Genomic DNA, 6,791 nt, shown 5'->3' with positions numbered 1-6,791 from the left:
TTCGTGGCACAGCGCTCATCCACCCCACTCCGCACTTCGTGCGTCGCGGATGGGTATGCTCGGGAAACCGGGGCCACACAGCTACGCAGCAAATGGTCCTGCGGGTGCGGGTGCGGGTGCGGGTGCGGGTGCGCTTAAAAGCATACTCGCGGTACGGCCTTACGGAGAATCGGCGGGCCAAGAATAGTTAGAATACCTACGGAGTTTGCCGAGGGCGTTATGCCCTTCGGCGGAGCGCGCAGCGCAACGCTGGAACGGATGAGCGCTTTGTCACTAACGGGTGTGATGTGAGGGGGGTCTTGTCTTGGGCCGTTCCCCGTAGCAAACCGGGATGGCTCACTAAGAGCTAGCGGTTGCAGCCCGCTTTCTTTTGCCTACTTTTCTTTGCGGCGGCAAAGAAAAGTAGGTGCCGCCCCGCACAGGGGCAACGCCAATAGACCGATAAGAAAGCAAGGAAAGGCCAACACCTTAGTAAAACCAACCAAACACCAAAACGCTGCAAGCAAAAAAAAACTAAACAACAACACCAGGCACCCCCCTACCGTGCCACCGCACAACAAGAACCCTACCGCAATAACAAAGCACCCCGGCAAAGCCAATAGTAACGCCCATACCCACAGGCGAAACCCCTTCCCAAAGCCCAACGGCGAGGCTAGCGCCGGCCCCCAGCGCCAGCTGAACAGCTCCAAAAACCGCCGCAGCGGCCCCAGCATTATGCGGATACCGATGCATCAAATCGGTCGTGCAATTGGCCGACAACAACCCCACCACCCCAACCACAAAAAACAATCCCGCAACGATCGACCACAACCCACCCCACCCGGTCAAACACACCAAAGCAACAAACAGCGACGCCACACAACTGACCATCGCCGAAAACGAAATGATCGCCAGCGACCCCAGGCGTCCAATCAGCCGTGTGTTCATGAAATTCCCGAACATGATGCCGACGATATTCAGCGCAAACAAAAATCCATAGTGCTGCGCAGAAACATGGAAGTACTCGATGTACACAAATGGCGTCGCGGTGATGTACGCAAACATCGATGCAAACGCCATCCCGCCGCACAACATATGCCCCCAGGCCACCGGGTCGCGCAGCAACTTGCCATACGCGCCGAACGATTGCAGCACCTCCGAATGCTTGCGCTTCTCAGGCGGCCACGTTTCCGGCACCTTCAGGTAAGCCGTCACCGCGCACACCGTGCCGAATAGCGTCAAGGCGACGAACACCACCCGCCAGCCGCCCAGCAACAACAGTTGCCCGCCAATCAGCGGCGCCAGCAACGGCCCGATCGACGTCACAATCGACAGCATCGATAACACGCGCGCCGCATCGGCCGACTCGTGCGCATCGCGCGCAATCGCCCGCGCTAGCACCGACGCGGCGCCCGCCCCGAGTGCCTGCACGAAGCGGAATGTCACCAGCGAACCGATCGAAAACGACAGGCCGCACGCGACGCTCGCCAGCGCATACATGATGATCCCGCCCAGCAGCACGGGCCGGCGGCCAAACGAATCGGACAGCGGGCCGTACAACAGCATCCCGACCGAAAAGCCCAGCATGAAACTCGTCAGCGTCGTCTGCGCGGCGCCGGTGCTGACGAGGAACGCCTGCGCAATCGAAGGCAGGCTCGGCAGGTACATATCAATGGAAATCGGCCCGCACGCGGCCAGCGCGCCAAGCAACAGGATCAGCCGGCCATCGGGCCGGCGTCGGGTGACGTGAGACATGGGAATCCGGAAGAAGCAGCCAGTCCAGACAGGTATCGGACTGCGGGAAACGCTGAAAGCAGCAACATTGGTAGCCTCAATTGTACTTGACGGTCAATGACACGTCGTACGCTCGCCCAGGCAGCAGGTAGCGCGCCGGCCGGCAGCGCGCAGCGGGCGGTCAACGCGGCTTGCCGGACAATCGGTTAAGCTGCCGCCTGAGCCTTCACTTGCCCATCCAACTCGCCCGCCCTCACACCGTCATGACCGCCTTCCTGCTGATCTGGAGCCCCAAGAAATGGCCTTGGCCGGAACTGCCCGACGTGGCCAAACGCGTCGCCGCCGGTGAAGCGGTGACCGATGTGTGGGGCTGCGGCGTCGCCCGCAGCATCCTGCCGGGCGACCGCGTGTTCCTTCATCGCGTCACCCAGGAGCCCAGGGGCGTGTTCGGCTCCGGTTACGTCACGCGGGCGCCCTACGAAGTGCCCGACGCGAACTCCAAGCGCGGTTTTCGCCTATGCATCGACTTCGTCTATGACTGGCTGGTCGACGCTCATCAGGAGGTTGTCATCAGCCGCGACGCGTTGCGCGTGCATCCCTTCTCCGTCCAGACCTGGGACGCGCAATCCTCCGGCACCTCCATCAAGCCCATGGCTGAGGGTCCGCTGGAGAAGCGCTGGGCCGAACTGACCGGCAAGCGCAAACCGCCACCGCTCGCCGCGCCCAGCGGGCCGACGCACTCTTCCAAGGTTTCGGCCCATGCCGCCGCGGCAAAACGAGCCGCGCCAAAGGCCAAACCCGCGTCATAGCGCGGCCCATAGCCCATAACCAGCGTGCCGCTGCAGGGGCCGCCCGTGCGGACGCCCCTCAGGCCCGGCGCCGGGACAATTCACCACGCCCCCCTCCCGCCCCGCCGCGGGCCGACTCCGCGCGAGTCCGGTACAATTTCAGATAACCATTCAGCCGCCGCGCAGCGGGCGGACAGGCCGGGAGAAACCCCGGCCCCCGGTCGGTCCAGCGCGCCTCCCTGCATCCCTATCAGGCAGGTCCAACGTCCATGTCCAGCAATTCCCGGAACGAAGCTCTTTTCGAACGCGCCCAGCGCACCATCCCCGGCGGCGTCAACTCGCCCGTGCGCGCCTTCCGTTCGGTCGGCGGCACGCCGCGCTTTATCGAGCGCGCGCAAGGTGCTTACTTCTGGGACGCGGACGGCCAGCGCTATATCGACTACATCGGCTCCTGGGGCCCGATGATCCTCGGCCACGTCCATCCGGAAGTGCTTGAAGCCGTGCAGAAAGTGCTCGCCAACGGTTTCTCGTTCGGCGCACCGACTGAATCCGAAGTCGAGATCGCCGAGGAAATCTGCAAGCTGGTGCCCTCGATCGAGCAGGTCCGCATGGTGTCGAGCGGCACGGAAGCGACCATGAGTGCGCTGCGTCTTGCGCGCGGCTTCACCAACCGCAGCCGTATCGTCAAGTTTGAAGGTTGCTATCACGGTCACGCGGACAGCCTGCTGGTCAAGGCCGGCTCTGGTCTGCTGACGTTCGGCAACCCGACTTCGGCGGGCGTGCCGGTGGATATTGCCAAGCACACCACCGTCCTCGAATACAACAACGTCAGCGCGCTCGAAGAAGCGTTCAAGGCCTTCGGCAACGAGATCGCTTCGGTGATCGTCGAGCCGGTGGCGGGCAACATGAATCTCGTGCGCGCCACGCCTGAGTTCCTGCAGGCGCTGCGCCGCCTGTGCAGCGAATACGGCGCCGTGCTGATTTTCGATGAAGTGATGTGCGGCTTCCGCGTGGCCCTCGGCGGCGCGCAGCAGGTTTACGGCATCACGCCGGACCTCACGTGTCTTGGCAAGGTGATCGGCGGCGGCATGCCGGCTGCCGCGTTCGGCGGCCGCCGCGACATCATGGCCCACCTCGCGCCGCTCGGCGGCGTCTACCAGGCGGGCACGCTGTCGGGCAACCCGATTGCCGTGGCGGCCGGCCTGAAGACGCTGCAACTGATCCAGGCCCCGGGCTTCTACGACACGCTCGCCGCTCGCACCACGCGTCTCGTGGAAGGTCTCGGCAACGCGGCTCGCGAAGCGAAAGTGCCGTTCGCGGCCGACTCGCTCGGCGGCATGTTCGGCCTCTACTTCACGGACAAGATTCCCACGAGCTTTGCCGAAGTCACGACGAGCGACGTGCCGCGCTTCAACGCGTTCTTCCACAAGATGCTCGACGCGGGCGTGTACTTCGCGCCGTCGGCCTATGAGGCTGGGTTCGTGTCGATCGCGCACGACGACGCGATCATCGACGCCACGATCGACGCCGCGCGCAGCGCCTTCGCAGCACTGGCGGTTTGAAGCGCACGCATCGCCACGCCACGGGACAGCACCAGCCAGCACCACTCGCCACGCACTAGCACTTAACAGACGCCGATGTTCTCGCAAACCGATTTCGTCCATATGGAACGCGCGCTCGCTCTGGCGAAGCGCGGCATGTACACGACCGATCCGAACCCGCGGGTCGGCTGCGTGCTGGTCAAGAACGGCGCAGTGATCGGTGAAGGCTTTACGCAGCCCGCCGGGCAGGACCACGCCGAAGTGCGGGCGCTGAAGGATGCGCGCTCACGCGGCCATGACCTGCGCGGCGCCACCGCCTACGTGACGCTCGAGCCATGCAGCCACTTCGGCCGCACGCCGCCGTGCGCCAACGCGCTGATCGAGGCGCAAGTGGAACGCGTGGTGGCGGCCATGGAAGACCCGAACCCGCAGGTGTCGGGACGCGGCCTGAAAATGCTGCGCGATGCCGGCATCGAAGTGCGCTGCGGCCTGCTCGCCAACGAAGCGCATGAACTGAACATTGGTTTCGTGTCGCGCATGACGCGCGGCCGGCCGTGGGTGCGCATGAAAGTGGCCGCCACGCTCGACGGCCGCACCGGGCTGCCCTCAGGCGAAAGCCAATGGATCACCGGCGAGGCCGCACGCGCCGACGGCCACGCATGGCGTGCTCGCGCGTCGGCGATTCTGACCGGCATCGGCACGGTGAGGGAAGACGATCCGCGCATGACTGTGCGCGCGGTCGACACGCCGCGCCAGCCGCAACGCGTGCTCGTCGACAGTCAGCTCGATGTGCCGCCCAGCGCGCAGATTCTGGCCGGTGCGCCGACGCTGATCTTCTGTGGCAACCTCGACGAACGCCACGCTGAACGCGCCAACGCACTGCGCGAGCGCGGCGCGGAGATCGTGCCCATGGCAAACGCGGCAGGCAAGGTCGATCTGCCTGCCATGTTGAAGGCGCTCGGCGAGCGCCATGTGAATGAACTGCATGTCGAAGCGGGCTACAAGCTGAACGGCTCGTTGCTGCGTGAAGGCTGCGTCGACGAACTGCTGGTCTATCTGGCGCCGAGCCTGCTCGGAACTGATTCGATGGGCATGTTCAACCTCGTTGCGCCGCCTACGCTCGAAGGCCGTGTCTTACTGAACTTCCACTCCGTCGACCGGATTGGCGACGACTTGCGGATTCTGGCGCGCTTTGCACCGCAATCCCCTTCTCATTGAACAAGGAACCAGCACGATGTTTACCGGAATCGTCGCGGCAGTTGGCCGCATCGAGTCAGTCAAGCCCCTCGGCAACGACGGGGATGCTGGCGTACGCCTGAACGTCATCGCAGGCGGCCTCGATCTCGAGGACGTGCAGCTTGGCGACAGCATCACGATTCAGGGCGCCTGCATGACCGTGGTGGCCAAGACTTCCAACTCGTTCGAAGTGGATGTGTCGCGCGAGAGCCTGAATTGCACAGCCGGTTTGGGTGAGCCGGGCGAGGTGAATCTCGAGAAGGCGCTGCGTGCGCATGACCGGCTCGGCGGGCATATCGTGTCGGGGCATGTGGATGGGCTCGGCACGGTGACGCATTTCGCGCCGGTTGGCGAGTCGCATGAACTGCGCGTGCTGGCGCCGCGGGAGATTGGACGTTATCTGGCGTACAAGGGCTCGATTACGGTCAATGGCGTGAGCTTGACTGTTAACTCGGTGAAGGACCGCGATGATGGTTGTGAATTCTCGATCAATCTGATTCCTCATACCGTTCAGGTCACGGCGCTGAAGCACCTGCGTGAGGGGGCGAAGGTTAATCTGGAGATCGATTTGATCGCGCGGTATGTGGAGCGGATGCTTAGCACGTCTCAGGACGGCCATAGCCCGTTGAAATAATTCAAATTCTGGCGAGTTGATCGTCTATCATCGGTCACCCCACCCATATGGACTACCGAGTCAGCTACGAGCACAGCCTGAAAAGCGCTCCTGATGCGTTCATCGTGCAGGTTCCATCGCAGCTCGTGGAAGGGATCCCTGACGACATCCCTCGCGCGCTCCTGCCCGAGTACATCACCGAACTCATCCTGAGCCGCTCGCCGACGATGGGCAAAATCCGCAACCTTCGCGTTCTCTAAGCGCCGGGTGGAATGCCCGCAAGTGCGAGCTGTGCATCGAGCAGAGGTCGACTCATGTTGGCCGAAGCCACCGCCGTCATGTTGATGATCCGGCGCACGGTCGCAGCCGGCGTCAGGATGTGCACCGGCTTCTCTGCGCCAAGCAGGAACGGCCCCACCGTCACACCTTCCCCGCCGATCATCTTCAGCAGGTTGTACGTGATGTTGGCGGCTTCCACGTTCGGCATGATCAGCAGATTGGCTTCGCCCGTGAGCGTCGTGCCCGGGAACGCGGCCTTGCGGACCACTTCCGACAAGGCTGCGTCGCCGTGCATTTCGCCGTCGATCTCGAGCGCCGGCGCGCGTTGCGCAATCAGCTTGCGTGCTTCGGCCATGCGTTGCGACGAAGCCGACGGCACGCCGCCGCGAACACCGGACGCATCACCATGCCGGTACGGTAGACGGTGGTGCCGAGTTCTTCGCGATACGCGTCCACGTCCTTGATCGGACGAGTGGCGATGATCGCGTCCGGCCGCACCTTCTTTGCCTCTTCCGGGCGGATTTCCGGTTCCGGATTGGCCAGCGCGAGAATCAGCGGCTGGGTGCCCATTTCCGCGACCATCTCCGGCTTCAGCACGCCGGCGCTCGAGCAGCCGAGGAA

General features: G+C 63.7%; 6 protein-coding genes and 1 pseudogene. 5 read left to right on the top strand and 2 right to left on the bottom strand.

Annotation, left to right across the window (positions count from 1 at the left end; translation table 11 throughout):
• Positions 1-513 precede the first annotated feature (513 nt).
• The gene (locus tag FFS45_RS41110; RefSeq protein WP_137960294.1) at positions 514-1,734 is read right to left on the bottom strand and encodes a Bcr/CflA family multidrug efflux MFS transporter; all 1,221 of its coding nucleotides are present in this window, start codon (positions 1,732-1,734) and stop codon (positions 514-516) included.
• 242 nt (positions 1,735-1,976) lie between these two features.
• Here FFS45_RS41110 and FFS45_RS41105 point away from each other — a divergent pair, with 242 nt between their 5' ends.
• From FFS45_RS41105 to FFS45_RS41085, 5 genes are all read left to right on the top strand, one after another.
• Complete coding sequence (locus FFS45_RS41105; RefSeq protein WP_137960293.1) at positions 1,977-2,522, top strand: hypothetical protein; 546 nt, start codon at positions 1,977-1,979, stop codon at positions 2,520-2,522.
• A 248-nt stretch (positions 2,523-2,770) separates the two neighbouring features.
• Complete coding sequence (gene hemL / locus FFS45_RS41100; RefSeq protein WP_137960292.1) at positions 2,771-4,063, top strand: glutamate-1-semialdehyde 2,1-aminomutase; 1,293 nt, start codon at positions 2,771-2,773, stop codon at positions 4,061-4,063.
• A 75-nt stretch (positions 4,064-4,138) separates the two neighbouring features.
• The gene (gene ribD / locus FFS45_RS41095; protein WP_137960291.1) at positions 4,139-5,260 is read left to right on the top strand and encodes a bifunctional diaminohydroxyphosphoribosylaminopyrimidine deaminase/5-amino-6-(5-phosphoribosylamino)uracil reductase RibD; all 1,122 of its coding nucleotides are present in this window, start codon (positions 4,139-4,141) and stop codon (positions 5,258-5,260) included.
• Positions 5,261-5,276: 16 nt separating this feature from the next.
• On the top strand, positions 5,277-5,912 hold the full coding sequence (locus tag FFS45_RS41090) for a riboflavin synthase (protein ID WP_137960290.1): 636 nt from the start codon (positions 5,277-5,279) through the stop codon (positions 5,910-5,912).
• Positions 5,913-5,959: 47 nt separating this feature from the next.
• The gene (locus FFS45_RS41085; RefSeq protein WP_137960289.1) at positions 5,960-6,151 is read left to right on the top strand and encodes a hypothetical protein; all 192 of its coding nucleotides are present in this window, start codon (positions 5,960-5,962) and stop codon (positions 6,149-6,151) included.
• On the opposite strand, the pseudogene FFS45_RS41080 reads toward FFS45_RS41085, so the two are convergent.
• Positions 6,148-6,791, bottom strand: a pseudogene (locus tag FFS45_RS41080) (phosphate acyltransferase); the annotation flags it as partial. The gene FFS45_RS41085 and the pseudogene FFS45_RS41080 sit on opposite strands and share 4 nt — an antisense overlap.

The organism is Burkholderia sp. 4M9327F10, from assembly GCF_005503145.1.
GTDB lineage: Bacteria > Pseudomonadota > Gammaproteobacteria > Burkholderiales > Burkholderiaceae > Paraburkholderia.
The sequence above is the reverse complement of the archived record's forward strand: the minus strand, read 5'-3'. Positions and strand labels throughout refer to the sequence as shown.